The following is a 14,954-nucleotide window of genomic DNA, read 5'->3' as shown; positions in this document are numbered from 1 at the left end:
GGGCTCTCCTTAGTTTTCCAGCGGCGCGAGGAACAGCTGGATGCCACGCGCGCGTATCTGTTCGGCGGCCTGGGCATCCAGGCGCTCGTCGGTAATCAGGGTATGGACGCTGCCCCAGGGCAGTTCCAGATTGGGAATGCGCCGACCGATCTTGTCGCTTTCGACCATGACGATGACTTCGCGAGCCACCTCGGCCATGACTCGCGACAGGCCGAGCAGCTCGTTGAAGGTGGTGGTACCACGCTCCAGGTCGATGCCGTCGGCGCCGATGAACAACTGGTCGAAGTCATAGGAACGCAGCACCTGCTCGGCCACCTGGCCCTGGAAGGATTCCGAATGCGGATCCCAGGTGCCACCGGTCATCAGCAGCACCGGCTCGTGCTCGATATCGCGCAGGGCGTTGGCTACGTTGAGCGAGTTGGTCATCACCACCAGCCCGGGCTTGTAGCCAAGCTGTGGGATCATCGCTGCCGTGGTGGTGCCGCTATCGATGATGATCCGCGCGTGCTCGCGGATGCGCGTCACACCGGCGCGGGCAATTGCCTGCTTGTACGGGGAGACAGCCTGCGTCGGCTCACTGAACAACTCCTGCGGCACCGGCACGGCACCGCCGTAACGACGCAATAACAGGCCGTTCTTTTCCAGCGCAGCAAGATCCTTGCGGATGGTCACTTCGCTGGTGGCAAAGTGCTGCGCCAGGGCGTCCACGCTCACTTCGCCCTGCTCGGCGAGCAGGGCGAGGATGGTGTGGCGACGTTGCGGCGTGTTGCGCTTCGACATGCTTAAGTTTCGATTCGAAAGATAACGGCGCGAATCAAAACATATGATCGAAAGCTCCGCAAGATTCCGTCGATCAGTTCAATGTCAGTTTGACCCCGAAGCCGACCAGGCACAGCCCCGCCAGCTTCTCGAGACCACGAGCGATACGCGGGTTGGCGCGCATACGCTCGGCGAGAAAGTGCGTCAGCAGTACGACGAGCAGGCCGTAGAGAAAGGTCAGCGCCATGATGGTCACGGCCATGAAAGCGAACGTAGTCAGTCCCTGATGCTTTTGCGGATCGATGAACAGCGGGAAGAAGGCCATGTAGAAAATGATGGCTTTGGGGTTGAAGACCGTGATCACCAGGGTTTGCCACAGGTACTGCCGCGGCTTGATCTCCAGTGTCGGCGCCGCCCCCGGCTTGGCCAGAATCATGCGCATGCCGAGGTAGACCAGGTAGGCCGCACCGAGCCACTGCACGACATGGAACGCCGCCGGATAGGCCTTGAGCAGCGCAGCAACGCCGGCCACCGCCAGCCACAGCAGCACCTGGTCGCCGAAGATGATACCGAAGGTCGAGGCCAGTCCGCCGCGAATACCGCCCTTGCCGGTGGAGAGGATCAACGCCAGGTTACCCGGGCCAGGAATGGCCAGGAGGATGATGAAGGCCACCACGAAGGCGGCGTAATCCGTCACACCGAGCATACAGAGCTGCCTCCGGCAGGTTATCCACAGGCCCGGTCACCCAGGCCCAATCGGGTTCACTTCTTGGTGGGGCGCTTCCAGCCTTCGATATTGCGCTGCTTGGCCCGACCCACTGCCAGCGTATCGGCCGGCACGTCGCTGGTCACCACCGAGCCGGCGCCCGTGGTGGCGCGGTCGCCTAGCGTTACCGGGGCCACCAGCGCACTGTTGGAGCCGATGAACACATCCTCGCCCATGACCGTGCGGAATTTGTTGGCACCGTCGTAATTGCAGGTGATGGTGCCGGCACCGATGTTGGTGCGGGCACCTATCTCGGCATCGCCCAGGTAGCTCAGGTGGCCGGCCTTGGCGCCCTCGCCCAGCACGGCGTTCTTCAGCTCGACGAAGTTACCCACATGGGCCTTGGCACCCAGCTTACTGCCAGGACGCAGGCGGGCAAACGGGCCACAATCGGCGCCCTCGCCCATCTCGGCGCCGTCCAGGTGGCTGTTGGCCTTGACGATGGCGCCTTTGCGCAACACCGAGTCCTTGATCACGCAGTTCGGGCCGATCTGCACATCGTCCTCGATGATCACCTTGCCTTCGAGGATGACGTTGATATCGATGGTCACGTCGCGGCCAACGCTGACTTCGCCGCGTACATCGAAGCGATGCGGATCGCGCAGGCTGACGCCCTGAGCCATCAGGCGACGGGCCATGCGCTGCTGGTAGTGGCATTCGAGCTGCGCGAGCTGGATGCGGTCGTTGGCACCGAGCACTTCCATTTCGTCCGCGGCACGCTCGGTGGCCACGGTCAGGCCATCGGCCACGGCCATGGCGATCACGTCGGTGAGGTAGTACTCACCCTGGGCGTTGCTGTTGGACAGACGGCCCAACCAGTCAGCCAGGCGCTTGCCGGGCACGGCGAGGATGCCGGTGTTGCCTTCGCGGATCTGCCGCTGCGCGTCGCTGGCGTCCTTGTGTTCGACGATGGCCTGCACCACACCGCTGCCATCGCGCACGATACGGCCGTAACCGGTCGGATCGGCCAGTTCGACGGTAAGCAGGCCCAGCTGGTTGTCGCTGACCAGCGCCAGCAGACGCTGCAAGGTAGCCGTTTCGATCAGCGGCACATCGCCGTAGAGGATCAGTACGGTATCAGCGCTGAGCTGCGGCAGCGCCTGAGCCACGGCATGACCGGTACCCAGCTGCTCGGCCTGGATGACGAAATTCAGGTCATCGGCGGCCAGGCGCTCACGCACGGTGTCGGCGCCATGGCCGATCACCACCTGGATGCTCTGCGGCTGCAGGCTGCGCGCGGTGTCGATGACATGCCCGAGCATGGGTTTGTCGGCGACCGGGTGCAGCACCTTGGGCAGCGCCGAACGCATCCGCGTGCCCTGGCCGGCGGCCAGAATGACGATATCCAGACTCATAGAAAGCTCCTTGCTGGGCAGAATGTGGCGGCGGCGGGAAAGAGCCGCAGACGAAAAACGCTATTTTGCCAGAAACGCAAAGGGGCGACCTAAGTCGCCCCTTTGCGTGATACCGCGATACGCGATCAGCGGCTGCGGCCGCCAAACTTCTTGCGCATCTCTTCGATGGTGCGCAGCTGGGCAGCAGCCTCGGCCAGGCGTGCTGCCGCACTGCCGTAGTCGAACTCGGTGCCCTTTTCGCTCAGCGCCTTCTCGGCCGCCTTGCGCGCCTCGATGGCAGCGGCTTCATCCAGGTCGCCGGCACGAACGGCGGTGTCGGCAAGTACCTTCACCATGCTCGGCTGAACTTCCAGGAAGCCACCGGAGATGTAGAACACCTCCTCGGTGCCACCCTGCTTGATCACTCGCACCGGACCCGGCTTGAGATCGGTCAGCAGCGGGGTGTGGCCCGGCAGGATACCCAGGTCACCGAGGTGACCGTGGGCGATGACCATTTCCACCAGCCCCGAGAACAGCTCTTCTTCCGCACTGACGATATCGCAGTGGACTGACATAGCCATAACAATGCCTCGGTTGAGAGGCCGGATCAGGCTGCAGCCCTATCCGGCCCGGACGCCCTCTGGAGGGCGCACCCGTTACTTACAGTTTCTTGGCTTTCTCGATGGCTTCGTCGATGCCGCCTACCATATAGAACGCTTGTTCTGGCAGGTGGTCGTAATCACCGTTCAGGATACCGCCGAAGCCACGAATAGTGTCTTTCAGGGAAACGAACTTACCTGGTGAACCGGTAAATACTTCAGCAACGAAGAATGGTTGAGACAGGAAGCGCTGGATCTTACGAGCACGAGCAACAACCAGTTTGTCTTCTTCAGACAGTTCATCCATACCCAGAATTGCAATGATATCTTTCAGTTCTTGGTAACGTTGCAGAATAGACTGAACGCCACGAGCGGTCTCGTAGTGCTCCTGGCCGATCACGTTCGGGTCCAGCTGACGGCTAGTAGAATCCAGAGGGTCAACCGCTGGGTAGATACCCAGAGATGCGATTTGACGGCTCAGTACAACAGTGGCGTCCAAGTGGGCGAAGGTGGTCGCCGGGCTCGGGTCGGTCAGGTCGTCCGCAGGTACGTAGACGGCCTGGATCGAAGTAATGGAGCCTTTCTTGGTGGAGGTAATACGTTCTTGCAGAACACCCATCTCTTCCGCCAGCGTTGGCTGATAACCTACCGCTGATGGCATACGACCTAACAGTGCTGATACTTCAGTACCTGCTAAGGTGTAACGATAAATGTTGTCAACGAACAGCAGTACGTCACGACCTTCGTCACGGAATTTCTCAGCCATAGTCAGACCAGTCAACGCAACGCGCAGACGGTTTCCTGGTGGCTCATTCATCTGGCCATAAACCAGTGATACTTTATCCAGAACGTTTGAGTCGGTCATTTCATGATAGAAGTCGTTCCCTTCACGAGTACGCTCACCAACACCCGCGAACACTGAGTAACCTGAGTGCTCAATCGCGATGTTACGGATCAGTTCCATCATGTTTACTGTTTTACCAACACCCGCACCACCGAACAGACCAACTTTACCGCCCTTGGCGAACGGGCAGACCAGGTCGATTACCTTGATGCCGGTTTCCAGCAGGTCGTTGCCACCGGCTTGCTCGGCGTAGCTCGGTGCAGCGCGGTGGATTTCCCACTGCTCTTCTTCACCGATGGGGCCGGCTTCGTCGATCGGGTTGCCCAGCACGTCCATGATCCGGCCCAGGGTCGCTTTACCGACCGGTACGGAGATGGCCTTGCCAGTGCTGTTGACGTCCAGGCCACGCTTGAGGCCTTCGGTCGAACCCATGGCAATGGTACGCACCACGCCGTCGCCCAGCTGCTGCTGAACTTCGAGGGTGGTTTCAGCGCCCTGTACCTTCAGGGCTTCGTATACGTTCGGCACCTGATCGCGCGGGAATTCCACGTCGATAACGGCGCCGATGATTTGAACGATACGTCCGCTACTCATCTTTGGTTCCTCTGAATATTTGAACCGTTCTTAAACCGCGGCAGCGCCGCCGACGATTTCCGAAATTTCCTGGGTGATCGCTGCCTGACGCGCCTTGTTGTAAACCAGCTGCAGGTCTTTGATGAGCTCACCGGCGTTGTCGGTTGCGTTCTTCATCGCGATCATCCGCGCAGCCTGTTCGCACGCGCTGTTCTCGACCACGGACTGATAGACCTGCGACTCGATGTAGCGTACCAACAGGGCATCCAGCAGTTGCTGGGCGTCCGGCTCGTACACGTAGTCCCACAGACCTTTCTGTACACCCTGCGCATCGCTGGCGGCCAGCGGCAGCAACTGCTGCACTTCCGGCTTCTGCGTCATGGTGTTGACGAACTTGTTCGACACCAGATACAGGCGGTCGATACGGCCCTCGGCGTAGGCATCCAGCACGACCTTGACGCTACCGATCAGGTCGTTGATGGACGGCTCTTCACCCAGCTTGCTGATGGCGGCAACCACGTTGCCCCCGTTGCTGCGGAAGAAGCTCGCGCCCTTGCTGCCCACCACGCAGAAATCGGCCTCGACCTTCTGGTCGCGCCATTCCTTCAGGCTTCTCAACAACGCCTTGAACAGGTTGATGTTCAAGCCACCGCACAGACCACGATCCGAGGTCACCACGATATAACCGACGCGCTTTACATCACGCTCCACCATAAACGAGTGGCGGTATTCCGGGTTCGCCTTGGCCAGGTGACCAATCACCTGACGAATACGCTCGGCGTAGGGGCGACCGGCAGCCATGCGCTGTTGAGCCTTGCGCATTTTGCTGACCGCCACTTTTTCCATGGCGCTGGTGATCTTTTGCGTGCTTTTGATGCTCGCAATCTTGCTGCGAATCTCTTTTGCGCCTGCCATTTCACACCTTTTGGTTCAAGCAGGCGGGGGCCGAAGCCCCCGCTGCGGTTACCAGGTTTGGGTGGCCTTGAACTTCTCGATACCGGCTTTCAGGCCAGCGTCGATCTCGTCGTTGAAGTCACCTTTCTCGTTGATCTTCGCCATCAGGTCGGCGTGATCACGCTTGAAGAAGGCGATCAAAGCCTGCTCGAAGCTGATGACCTTGGCGACTTCGACGTCCTGCAGGAAGCCACGCTCGGCTGCATACAGGGACACCGACATTTCGGCAATGGACATCGGCGCATACTGCTTCTGCTTCATCAGCTCGGTAACGCGCTGACCGTGCTCGAGCTGCTTGCGGGTGGCTTCGTCCAGGTCAGAAGCGAACTGGGCGAAAGCAGCCAGTTCACGATACTGAGCAAGTGCAGTACGGATACCACCAGACAGTTTCTTAATGATTTTAGTCTGAGCAGCACCACCAACACGAGATACTGAAATACCTGGGTTAACCGCTGGACGAATACCAGAGTTAAACAGGTTAGATTCCAGGAAGATCTGACCATCTGTAATCGAAATTACGTTTGTTGGTACGAATGCAGAAACGTCACCAGCTTGGGTTTCAATGATAGGCAGAGCCGTCAGCGAGCCAGTCTTGCCCTTCACGGCGCCATTGGTGAACTTCTCGACATACTCTTCGGAAACGCGGGAAGCGCGCTCCAGCAGACGGCTGTGGAGATAGAAAACGTCACCAGGGTAAGCTTCACGTCCTGGTGGACGACGTAACAACAGTGAAATTTGACGGTATGCAACAGCCTGTTTAGACAGGTCATCGTATACGATCAGTGCGTCTTCACCGCGGTCACGGAAATATTCACCCATGGTGCAGCCGGCGTACGGCGCCAGGAACTGCAGCGCAGCGGATTCAGAAGCCGAGGCTGCAACCACGATGGTGTTGGCCAGGGCGCCAGCTTCTTCCAGCTTGCGTACCACGTTGGCGATGGTCGATTGCTTCTGACCAATGGCGACGTAGACGCAGCGGATGCCGCTGTCTTTCTGGTTGATGATTGCGTCGACGGCCAGAGCAGTCTTACCGATCTGACGGTCACCGATGACAAGCTCACGCTGACCACGGCCTACCGGGATCATGGCATCGACCGACTTGTAACCGGTCTGCACCGGCTGGTCGACCGACTTACGCCAGATCACGCCCGGCGCAACCTTTTCAACGGCGTCGCTAGCGGCGGCGTTGATCGGGCCTTTGCCATCGATCGGGTTACCCAGTGCGTCGACCACACGACCCAGCAGTTCCGGACCAACCGGGACTTCCAGGATGCGGCCGGTGCACTTGGCGCTCATGCCTTCGGCGAGGGTCAGGTAGCTACCCAGTACCACGGCACCCACGGAGTCTTGCTCCAGGTTCAGGGCCATACCGTAGACGCCACCAGGGAATTCGATCATCTCGCCGTACATAACGTCGGCGAGGCCGTAAATGCGCACGATACCGTCGGAAACGCTGACGATGGTGCCTTCATTACGGGCTTGAGCGGTTACATCAAGCGACTCAATGCGCTGCTTGATGATTTCGCTAATTTCGGAAGGATTCAGTTGCTGCATGCCAGTTCCCTCAAATCAGGATTTCAACGCTTCGGCCAGCTTGTTCAGCTTGCCGCGGACCGAACCGTCGATGACCAGGTCACCTGCACGAATGACAACGCCGCCGATCAGGGCGGGATTGACTACGGGCTTGGGCTGGACGGTGCGATCGAGCCGCTTGGAAAGGGCGGCAGCCAGAGTTTGCAATTGTTCGGCATTAAGCTCGAAAGCCGACTCGACCTCGACATCGAGGGCGCGTTCGGCTTCAGCCTTCAGCACGGCGAATTGTTCGCGTACCACCGGCAACAGCGACAGTCGGTCGTTGCTGCCCAGCGAACGCAGGAAGTTGCTGAACGAAGCGTCGATGTGACCGGCACAAACCTGCGCCAGTACATTGACTTTCTGCTCATCGGTCAACGCCGGGTTGACCAACTGCTGAGCCACGGCCGGCGTCTGAACGGCAGCTGCCGACAACGACAGCATGTTCAGCCAGGCATCGGCCTGCTGTGCAGCACTGGCAAACTCAAACGCGGCTTTCGCGTAGGGCCGAGCGAGCGTGTTGGTATTGATCATCGCGAGCCTCGCTTAGAGTTGAGAGGCCAGTTTTGCGACCAGATCGTTGTGCGCAGCGCCGTCCACGGAGGACTGCAGGATCTGCTCGGCGCCGGTGACAGCCAGAGCTGCTACCTGCGAACGCAGTTGATCCTTGGCACGGTTCACTTCCAGATCGATTTCGGCTTTGGCGCCAGCGATCAGCTTTTCACCTTCGGAGCGGGCCTGAGCCTTGGCTTCTTCGACGATTGCGTTGGCGGTCTTGTTCGCCCGGTCGAGAATCTCGGCAGCTTGCTCTTTGGTTTCACGAAGCATCTGGGCAGCGCGTTCCTGGGCCAACTGCAGATCGCGCTCGGCGCGCCCGGCAGCATCCAGACCTTCTGCGATTTTCTTCTGGCGTTCCTGCATGGCCTGCGTCAGCGGCGGCCATACGAACTTCATGCAGAACCAGACGAAAATAGCGAAGGCAATCGTTTGACCGAACAGGGTCAGGTTAATGTTCACAGCGATTTACCTCGTGCTATCTCGTGTTCAGGGAAGAAAAGCCTGAAGAGGCAGCACTCATCATGCTGCCTCGAACTCAGGAACTCTTAACCCGCGACAACGAAGATCAGGTACATCGCGATACCCACACCGATCATCGGAACGGCGTCGAGCAGACCAGCCATCAGGAAGGTCTTGGTTTGCAGCTGCGGGCCCAGCTCAGGCTGGCGAGCGGTGGATTCCAGCAGCTTGCCGCCCAGCAGGGCGAAGCCGATACCGGTACCCAGGGCACCCAGACCGATCATGATGGCAGCGGCGATGTAGACGAGTTCCATAGTTAGCTCCAGAGTTTTTAGAGGTTAAGGTTACGAGTTAGGGGTTTTCGGGTTTTCGATGTCGATCAGTGGTGATCTTCGTGCGCAGCACTCAGATACACCACGGTCAGCACCATGAAAATGAACGCCTGCAGCGGGATTACCAGGATGTGGAAGATAGCCCATGGCACGTTGAGACCCCACTGAACGTAGAAGGGCAGCAACGCGATAAGGATAAACACCACTTCACCGGCATACATGTTGCCGAACAGACGCAGGGCCAGGCTCAGCGGCTTGGTCAGCAGGCCGATGATTTCCAGGAACAGGTTGAAAGGAATCAGCGCCCAGTGATTGAACGGGGTGAACGACAGTTCCTTGGTGAAGCCACCGATGCCCTTGACCTTGATGCTGTAGAAAATGATCAGCAGGAACACGCCCAGGGAGATACCGAAGGTACCGTTAGGGTCAGCGGTGGGAACGATCTTGAAGTACGGCAGGCCCAACAGCGAAGCCAGACCAGGAATGTAGTCGACCGGGATCCACTTCAGGCTGTTCATCAGGAACACCCAGACGAAGATGGTCAGGGCCAGCGGCGCAACCAGCGGGTTCTTGCCGTGGAAGGTGTCCTTGACGATACCCTGGACGAATTCGATGCACATCTCGGCCATGTTCTGCAGGCCGGTCGGCACACCAGTCACCGCGCGCTTGGCAGCCATGCGGAACAGGGTGACGAAGATCAGGCCCATGAACAGGGACCAGCCCAGGGTGTCCACGTGGACGGCCCAGAAGCCCATCGCTTTCACTTCTTCCGGGGTCTGGGCAATGATCCAGCCCTTGTCCGGATGAGCGCCGTAGACCAGGTTCTGCAGGTGATGCTGGATATATTCTGCTGGGGTATCAGCCATAAACGCCTCAAACGGTCCAATGCTTCAGAAAACTTTCATGAGCAGGGGTGCACAGGCTGCTGCCAACAGGGCCAGCAGATAACCGATGAACAGCTGCATCGGTGCAAGTGGTTCAACCCCTACGAACGCCAGTGCAAACAGCACTGCCGTGATAATCCATTTACCCATGGCCCCGGCCCAGATCGACTGGACGATGGCTCGGGCCGAACGCGCGCCAAAATAACGAAAGGCCTTGAATGCAAAATACGCGTTGGCCAACAGAGCGATCAGCCCACCCAACAATGCCGAATAGGCCGCAACCCATCCGCCACTGATGGCAAAAACCACTGCAATTACAGCCGTCACGATGGCCTGAAAAATCAGGATCGGAAAACCAGGCTGACGATGAAACGGGGCCTTACTCGGGATGCCCATCGACCTCTCCCATAAAGCCGCCGAATCTCGGCTCACAGCCGACAAAATTGCGCGGGGAGTATATGGGCCTGCCTACGCCTGATCAACCGTGCTGTAGTAGCAGTGGACCAGGACTACAGGCTGAATTGTTTCAACGAATGTGCGCCAGTACGCCCTGCAATTCGTCGAGTGAGCTGTAGCGAATTACCAGCTGCCCTTTGCCCTTGCTACCGTGCTTGATCTGTACCGGCGAGCCCAGACGCTCTGCGAGCTTCTGTTCCAGGCGGCTGATGTCCGGATCGGCCTTGGCCTTGACCGGGGCCGGTTTGGCACTCAGCCACTGGCGCACCAGCGCCTCGGTCTGACGAACGGTAAGGCCGCGTGCGACAACGTGTCGCGCCGCTTCGACCTGCTGTTCCAGGGGCAAACCGAGCAGCGCACGGGCATGGCCCATTTCCAGATCGCCATGAGCGAGCAGGGTCTTGATCTCTTCGGGCAGGGCGATCAGACGCAGCAGGTTGGTGATGGTGACGCGGGATTTGCCGACGGCATCGGCGACCTGCTGCTGGGTCAGCTCGAATTCCTGCTGCAGGCGCTGCAGGGCCACGGCTTCCTCGATGGGGTTGAGGTCTTCGCGCTGGATGTTCTCGATCAGCGCCATGGCGATGGCGGCTTCATCGGGCAGCTCACGGACCATGGCCGGGATCTTGTCCTGACCAGCCAGTTGGCTGGCCCGCCAACGGCGTTCACCGGCAACGATCTCGAAACGGCCGTTACCGATGGGACGCAGCACGATAGGTTGCATCACGCCCTGGGCGCGGATGGAGGCGGCGAGTTCTTCCAGCGCAGTCTGGTCCATGTCGCGACGCGGCTGGTACTTGCCTCGCTGGATCAACTCCAGCGGCACGTATTGCAGCTCACGGGTGTCGGCCTGGGCGGCTTCTTCCTGCAGTGCGCTGACGGTGTTGCCGCCAAGCAGGGCGTCTAGACCTCGACCCAGACCTCGTTTCTTCGCAGCCATGCGGATGTTCCTTAAGCGGTAGCGGTTTTCGCGGCGGCGCGCTGACGGCGCACCAGCTCGCCGGCCAAAGCCAGGTAGGCGATGGCCCCACGGGATTGTTTGTCGTAGACCAGCGCCGGCATGCCGAAGCTCGGCGCCTCGGCCAGGCGCACATTGCGCGGAATCACGGCGTCATACAGCTTGTCGCCGAAGTGTTCCTTGAGCTGAGCCGTGACGTCGTTGGTCAGGCTGATGCGCGGGTCGTACATGGTGCGCAGCAGACCTTCGATCTGCAGCTTGGGATTGAGCAGCTGGGCGATGCGCTGGATGCTGTTGACCAGATCGGACAAGCCCTCGAGCGCGTAATACTCGCACTGCATGGGAATGATCACGCCATCGGCGGCGACCAGGGCGTTGATGGTCAGCATGCTCAGCGACGGTGGGCAGTCGATGAGGATGTAGTCGTAGTTCTCGCGGATCGGCGCCAGGGCGTAACGCAGGCGGCTTTCCTTCATCTTCATTTCCAGCAATGCCACTTCCGCAGCGGTCAGATCGCGGTTGGCCGGCAGCAACTGGTAGCCGCCGTGCTCGGAAAACTGCATGGCCTGGCTCAGGTCGCATTCGCCGATCAGCACGTCGTAGATCGAGTGCTCGAGGGCGTGCTTGTCGATGCCGCTGCCCATGGTCGCGTTGCCCTGCGGGTCGAGGTCGATCAGCAGCACGCGGCGCTTGGTCGCTACCAGTGAAGCAGCCAGGTTGATGCACGTCGTGGTTTTGCCCACGCCGCCTTTCTGATTGGCGATCGCGAATACCTTGGCCATCTTCCTTTCCCCTTAGACCGAGCGACGCAGTATCAACAGATGGCGCTGGCCTTGGCAACCGGGAACCCGCAACACGTGCGTGGCACTGAGACGGAAGTCCGCCGGCAGCGCCTGCAGCTCGTCATCCGGGTGCACGCCCTTCATCGCCAGCCAATGGGTATCGGCGTTACCGAGGTGGCGCGTCCAGTTGCTGAAATCTTCCAGGCTGCTGAAAGCCCGCGAGCTGATGCCGTCGAAAGGCTGCTCTGGTCGATACGCTTCGACCCGGTTGTGGACAACCTCGAGGTTGGCGAGTTTCAGCTCCAGCTTCACCTGGACGAGAAAGCGGGTCTTCTTGCCGTTGGAGTCGAGCAGGGTGAAGTGGCGCTCGGGGAACATGATCGCCAGCGGAATACCGGGCATGCCGCCGCCGCTGCCGACGTCCAGCCAGTTGTCCCCACGTTCGGCCACGAACGGCACCACCGACAGGCTGTCGAGCAGATGGCGAGAGACCATCTCGTCCGGATCGCGCACGGCGGTCAGGTTGTAGGCCTTGTTCCACTTGATCAGCAGGCCCAGGTAGGCGAGCAGTTGTTCCTGCTGCAACGGGCTCAGCTCGATACCCAGTTCGCGGGCGCCCTGGAGCAGTTCTTCGGCGTGACGTTGAGTGACCGACATCAGGCGCTCTGCTCCAGTTTCTGACCCGCACTGCGCTTTTTCAGATTAATCAGCAACAGCGAGATGGCTGCCGGGGTAACGCCGGGGATGCGCCCAGCCTGACCAAGGGTGGCGGGGCGGGTATTGCCGAGCTTGAACTGGATCTCCTTGGACAACCCGGAAATGCTGCCGTAGTCCAGGTCTTCCGGCAGCTTGGTGTCCTCACTGGCGCGCAGCTTGGCGATTTCTTCCTGCTGACGGTCGATGTAACCGGCGTACTTGGTCTTGATCTCGACCTGTTCGGCCACCTGGTTATCCACAGCCGGGGAATCGGTGATCTGCGCCAGGGTGGCGTAATCGATCTCTGGGCGTGCCAGCAGGTTGAGCAGGTGGTATTCATGGGCCAGCGGCGTGCCGAAACGCGCGGCGATGGCATCACCCTGCGGTGTGCCCGGGCGCACCCAAGTGCTCTTCAGGCGCTGCTCTTCCTGAACGATGCCTTCGCGCTTGGCCTCGAAGGCTGCCCAGCGTTCATCATCGATCAACCCCAGCTCGCGGCCTTTTTCGGTCAGGCGCAGGTCGGCGTTGTCCTCGCGCAGGATCAGCCGGTATTCGGCGCGCGAGGTGAACATGCGGTAGGGCTCCTGAGTACCGAGGGTAATCAGGTCATCGACCAGGACACCGATATAGGCTTCGTCACGACGCGGGCACCAGGCTTCCTTGCCCTGTGCACGCAGCGCGGCGTTGCAGCCGGCCAGCAAGCCTTGGGCCCCGGCTTCTTCGTAGCCGGTGGTGCCATTGATCTGTCCGGCGAAGAACAGGCCGGCGATGACCTTGGTCTCCAGGCTGTACTTCAGGTCACGCGGATCGAAGTAGTCGTATTCGATGGCGTAGCCCGGGCGCACGATATGCGCATTCTCCATGCCACGGATGCTACGTACGATCTGCAGCTGCACATCGAACGGCAGTGAAGTGGAGATGCCGTTGGGGTACAGCTCATGGGTGGTCAGGCCTTCCGGCTCGATGAACACCTGATGGCTGTCCTTGTCGGCAAAGCGGTGGATCTTGTCCTCGATCGACGGGCAGTAGCGCGGGCCAACGCCTTCGATCACCCCGGAGTACATCGGCGAACGGTCGAGGTTGGCGGCGATGATCTCGTGGGTACGCGCGTTGGTATGAGTGATCCAGCAGCTGATCTGCTGCGGCTGGTGCTCACGCTTGCCAAGGAAGGACATCAGCGGCGTTGGTGTATCGCCTGGCTGCTCGGTCATCACCGAGAAATCCACGGAGCGGCCGTCGATGCGTGGCGGCGTACCGGTCTTCAGGCGACCGACACGCAGCGGCAGCTCACGCAGGCGATGCGCCAGAGCGATGGAAGGTGGGTCGCCAGCACGACCACCGGAGTAATTTTGCAGGCCAATGTGGATAAGTCCGCCGAGGAAGGTGCCTGTGGTCAACACCACGGAATCCGCATGGAACCTGAGGCCCATCTGGGTGACCACGCCTTTGACTTCGGCGTTTTCCACAATCAGGTCATCGGCTGCCTGTTGAAAAATCCACAGATTGGCCTGGTTTTCCAGAATCTGGCGAACAGCTGCTTTGTAGAGCACGCGGTCGGCCTGCGCACGTGTGGCACGCACGGCTGGGCCCTTGCGGCTGTTGAGAATACGGAACTGGATGCCGCCCTTGTCGGTAGCCGTGGCCATGGCGCCACCCAGGGCATCGATTTCCTTGACCAGGTGGCTCTTGCCGATCCCACCGATGGCCGGGTTGCAGCTCATCTGGCCGAGGGTCTCGACATTATGGGTGAGCAGCAGCGTCTTCACGCCCATGCGTGCTGCAGCCAGGGCTGCTTCGGTACCGGCATGACCGCCACCGATCACGATCACGTCAAAACGGGAAGGGAAATCCACCACGCACCTCGTGCCTGTTGAGAAGGGGTCTGAAAGAAAGGCGGCAAGTATAGGGACTTCAGCCTGCTGAATGAAGCCTTCTGCACAAAAAATAGCCAACCGGATAGCACGGGCCTTTCCCATCGACCTCCTTACCTGATCACCCTCCGCACCGTGAGAAATACGCTCAGGCTTATAAAGAATAGATAGAGAGAATTTTTATAAAGCTTGTTCTTTATGTTTATGTATAGAGCAAGCCATTTCTGTGGATAACCTTCTACAGCCCTTGCTGTTAGAGGTGTACAGCGAATGATAAGCCTGTGTCGATCCTGCTCACTTCCACTGAGAAAGCTGCTGAACCACTGTGGATGGAAGTGCCAGTTACCCACAGGGGTAGTTACGCCCAGCTTTGTCATAGGGTTATGGGCAGGGTTCAGGGGCGGTTTTCCACAGGGTTTATTTCGCTATGAATAACTCATCAGCTCAGCCGGATTCCGACTGAAAACCAGGCAATGTCAGCCCTTAATGCGTCGTAAGTTGATGAAAGGTGTGCAGAGTGATGCGGCCAGGGGGGCTGGCCTGCAGTTCGTAGCCCG

General features: G+C 59.7%; 16 protein-coding genes. All 16 read right to left on the bottom strand.

All coding sequences use genetic code 11. The annotated features are described in order from the left end of the window. Positions 1 to 9 precede the first annotated feature (9 nt). On the bottom strand, positions 10 to 780 hold the full coding sequence (locus J7655_RS00695) for a DeoR/GlpR family DNA-binding transcription regulator (RefSeq protein WP_230926119.1): 771 nt from the start codon (positions 778 to 780) through the stop codon (positions 10 to 12). A 73-nt stretch (positions 781 to 853) separates the two neighbouring features. Continuing rightward, a complete protein-coding gene (locus J7655_RS00690; RefSeq protein ID WP_230926118.1) occupies positions 854 to 1,465 on the bottom strand; it encodes a LysE family transporter in 612 nt (203 codons plus the stop codon). A gap of 56 nt (positions 1,466 to 1,521) precedes the next feature. Further along, complete coding sequence (glmU, locus tag J7655_RS00685) at positions 1,522 to 2,880, bottom strand: bifunctional UDP-N-acetylglucosamine diphosphorylase/glucosamine-1-phosphate N-acetyltransferase GlmU (protein WP_230926117.1); 1,359 nt, start codon at positions 2,878 to 2,880, stop codon at positions 1,522 to 1,524. Positions 2,881 to 3,005: 125 nt separating this feature from the next. Then, the gene (locus J7655_RS00680) at positions 3,006 to 3,440 is read right to left on the bottom strand and encodes a F0F1 ATP synthase subunit epsilon (protein ID WP_012020330.1); all 435 of its coding nucleotides are present in this window, start codon (positions 3,438 to 3,440) and stop codon (positions 3,006 to 3,008) included. 79 nt (positions 3,441 to 3,519) lie between these two features. Beyond that, positions 3,520 to 4,896 carry a F0F1 ATP synthase subunit beta gene (gene atpD / locus J7655_RS00675; RefSeq protein WP_230926116.1) on the bottom strand — a complete coding sequence of 459 codons (1,377 nt, stop codon included), beginning with the start codon at positions 4,894 to 4,896 and terminating at the stop codon, positions 3,520 to 3,522. A gap of 30 nt (positions 4,897 to 4,926) precedes the next feature. Beyond that, complete coding sequence (gene atpG, locus J7655_RS00670) at positions 4,927 to 5,790, bottom strand: F0F1 ATP synthase subunit gamma (protein ID WP_059391034.1); 864 nt, start codon at positions 5,788 to 5,790, stop codon at positions 4,927 to 4,929. A gap of 48 nt (positions 5,791 to 5,838) precedes the next feature. Then, a complete protein-coding gene (gene atpA, locus J7655_RS00665) occupies positions 5,839 to 7,383 on the bottom strand; it encodes a F0F1 ATP synthase subunit alpha (protein WP_230926115.1) in 1,545 nt (514 codons plus the stop codon). A gap of 15 nt (positions 7,384 to 7,398) precedes the next feature. Further along, complete coding sequence (locus J7655_RS00660; protein WP_084341359.1) at positions 7,399 to 7,935, bottom strand: F0F1 ATP synthase subunit delta; 537 nt, start codon at positions 7,933 to 7,935, stop codon at positions 7,399 to 7,401. A 12-nt stretch (positions 7,936 to 7,947) separates the two neighbouring features. Then, a complete protein-coding gene (locus tag J7655_RS00655; protein WP_024306123.1) occupies positions 7,948 to 8,418 on the bottom strand; it encodes a F0F1 ATP synthase subunit B in 471 nt (156 codons plus the stop codon). 86 nt (positions 8,419 to 8,504) lie between these two features. Continuing rightward, a complete protein-coding gene (gene atpE / locus J7655_RS00650) occupies positions 8,505 to 8,732 on the bottom strand; it encodes a F0F1 ATP synthase subunit C (protein WP_003241387.1) in 228 nt (75 codons plus the stop codon). Between the two features lie 65 nt (positions 8,733 to 8,797). Next, positions 8,798 to 9,616: a F0F1 ATP synthase subunit A gene (gene atpB, locus J7655_RS00645; RefSeq protein WP_230926114.1), complete on the bottom strand. Its 819-nt coding sequence runs from the start codon at positions 9,614 to 9,616 to the stop codon at positions 8,798 to 8,800. Positions 9,617 to 9,640: 24 nt separating this feature from the next. Next, positions 9,641 to 10,030 (bottom strand): F0F1 ATP synthase subunit I, encoded by a 390-nt coding sequence (locus J7655_RS00640; RefSeq protein WP_230926113.1) that lies wholly within the window; start codon positions 10,028 to 10,030, stop codon positions 9,641 to 9,643. Positions 10,031 to 10,160: 130 nt separating this feature from the next. Next, complete coding sequence (locus tag J7655_RS00635; RefSeq protein ID WP_230926112.1) at positions 10,161 to 11,030, bottom strand: ParB/RepB/Spo0J family partition protein; 870 nt, start codon at positions 11,028 to 11,030, stop codon at positions 10,161 to 10,163. A gap of 11 nt (positions 11,031 to 11,041) precedes the next feature. Beyond that, on the bottom strand, positions 11,042 to 11,830 hold the full coding sequence (locus J7655_RS00630) for a ParA family protein (RefSeq protein WP_230926111.1): 789 nt from the start codon (positions 11,828 to 11,830) through the stop codon (positions 11,042 to 11,044). Positions 11,831 to 11,842: 12 nt separating this feature from the next. Then, positions 11,843 to 12,490 carry a 16S rRNA (guanine(527)-N(7))-methyltransferase RsmG gene (gene rsmG, locus J7655_RS00625; RefSeq protein ID WP_230927645.1) on the bottom strand — a complete coding sequence of 216 codons (648 nt, stop codon included), beginning with the start codon at positions 12,488 to 12,490 and terminating at the stop codon, positions 11,843 to 11,845. After that, positions 12,487 to 14,379, bottom strand: coding sequence for a tRNA uridine-5-carboxymethylaminomethyl(34) synthesis enzyme MnmG (gene mnmG / locus J7655_RS00620; protein WP_230926110.1), 1,893 nt, complete (start codon positions 14,377 to 14,379; stop codon positions 12,487 to 12,489). Before mnmG ends, rsmG begins: the two co-directional genes overlap by 4 nt. Positions 14,380 to 14,954 lie beyond the last annotated feature (575 nt).

The organism is Pseudomonas wenzhouensis (assembly GCF_021029445.1).
In the GTDB taxonomy this organism is placed as follows: domain Bacteria; phylum Pseudomonadota; class Gammaproteobacteria; order Pseudomonadales; family Pseudomonadaceae; genus Aquipseudomonas; species Aquipseudomonas wenzhouensis.
The sequence above is the reverse complement of the archived record's forward strand: the minus strand, read 5'-3'. Positions and strand labels throughout refer to the sequence as shown.

Excerpts from the sequence above, each read along its gene's own strand:
- atpB (WP_230926114.1), bottom strand. The coding sequence starts at position 9,616 with ATGGCTGATACCCCAGCAGAATATATCCAGCATCACCTGCAGAACCTG.
- J7655_RS00660 (WP_084341359.1), bottom strand. The coding sequence starts at position 7,935 with ATGATCAATACCAACACGCTCGCTCGGCCCTACGCGAAAGCCGCGTTT.
- J7655_RS00690 (WP_230926118.1), bottom strand. The coding sequence starts at position 1,465 with ATGCTCGGTGTGACGGATTACGCCGCCTTCGTGGTGGCCTTCATCATC.
- J7655_RS00630 (WP_230926111.1), bottom strand. The coding sequence starts at position 11,830 with ATGGCCAAGGTATTCGCGATCGCCAATCAGAAAGGCGGCGTGGGCAAA.
- atpE (WP_003241387.1), bottom strand. The coding sequence starts at position 8,732 with ATGGAACTCGTCTACATCGCCGCTGCCATCATGATCGGTCTGGGTGCC.
- J7655_RS00640 (WP_230926113.1), bottom strand. The coding sequence starts at position 10,030 with ATGGGCATCCCGAGTAAGGCCCCGTTTCATCGTCAGCCTGGTTTTCCG.
- J7655_RS00680 (WP_012020330.1), bottom strand. The coding sequence starts at position 3,440 with ATGGCTATGTCAGTCCACTGCGATATCGTCAGTGCGGAAGAAGAGCTG.
- J7655_RS00635 (WP_230926112.1), bottom strand. The coding sequence starts at position 11,030 with ATGGCTGCGAAGAAACGAGGTCTGGGTCGAGGTCTAGACGCCCTGCTT.
- glmU (WP_230926117.1), bottom strand. The coding sequence starts at position 2,880 with ATGAGTCTGGATATCGTCATTCTGGCCGCCGGCCAGGGCACGCGGATG.
- atpD (WP_230926116.1), bottom strand. The coding sequence starts at position 4,896 with ATGAGTAGCGGACGTATCGTTCAAATCATCGGCGCCGTTATCGACGTG.
- atpA (WP_230926115.1), bottom strand. The coding sequence starts at position 7,383 with ATGCAGCAACTGAATCCTTCCGAAATTAGCGAAATCATCAAGCAGCGC.
- atpG (WP_059391034.1), bottom strand. The coding sequence starts at position 5,790 with ATGGCAGGCGCAAAAGAGATTCGCAGCAAGATTGCGAGCATCAAAAGC.
- J7655_RS00695 (WP_230926119.1), bottom strand. The coding sequence starts at position 780 with ATGTCGAAGCGCAACACGCCGCAACGTCGCCACACCATCCTCGCCCTG.